Annotated in this window: 2 protein-coding genes; both read right to left on the bottom strand. The window is 48.1% G+C overall.

What is annotated here, in order from left to right:
• A partial coding sequence (locus tag A3738_RS25050) for a flavodoxin domain-containing protein (RefSeq protein WP_197474025.1) occupies positions 1 to 392 on the bottom strand: 392 nt, incomplete at its 3' end.
• 80 nt (positions 393 to 472) lie between these two features.
• The coding region (locus tag A3738_RS31520; protein ID WP_197474024.1) for a hypothetical protein at positions 473 to 853 on the bottom strand (381 nt) is incomplete at its 5' end.

Genomic DNA, 853 nt, shown 5'->3' with positions numbered 1-853 from the left:
TCGGGCATTTCACCCTCGCCGTAAGTACTCGTTACAACAAGCAAGCGCTCAGTGGCAGACAGCATGTCTAGCGTTACATCGTCCATGTCGTAAACGGTAGGTGCTAAACCCTGAGAAAGTGCTAGCTCGGCAGCATCTTCCGCAACAGTTTCTGAGTTGCCAGTCTGGGTGCCAACGATAATAGATATCGCTTTTTGTGCGACTGGCGCAGATTGACTTGCACCTGCTTGCGCGCCATCGTTGTTGATCAATAAACGCGTATGTAGGCCAGCAAGAAAACCGCCCATCCACTGCTTTTGATCTTCGTTAAACGGCAAGTCCTGCGGTAAATAAGGTACACGCGTAGCGGCGTTTTCGCCCACTTGGTTTACGTCATTCACGATGTCGTTCATATTTCCTCCTACTCACCTCGAGATACTTCAAACGAGGCTTCGCACATTTCAATCGTTATTAAATTCTTTTCTTCAGAGTCTTAAGCTGCCTGTTGCATGACGCTCGCGATGGTCTGTAAATAATGTCTGGCTAAGGCTTCTTCCAACGGTGGAAACTCGGCCAACTCGGCTTTGTTTTGACGGTCACGTTCAATAATCCACACCGTTGTACCCCATGCACGGGTATCCCACACTTCACGCAACATCAGTGACTCTTTGTAATCACGTACGCGCTTATCAGCAAGCAAAGCTGCGAGTGCTTCGTTGCTGTAGGCCTCAAAAGATGCTTTTAAGTCTTTATGAATTTGCTCTACTAGCTTTCGGTCTTCGCTTTCAATTAAGTGACGCACCATTTCGTCGCTGGTTACACGTGTTGATTTCACTAAATCAGACTTGCTTGCTAGCTCTTTGGCGCGGCGCAA

Source organism: Oleiphilus sp. HI0066, assembly GCF_001635725.1.
Note: the sequence above shows the minus strand (reverse complement) of the source record. Positions and strands in the feature narration are given on the sequence as shown.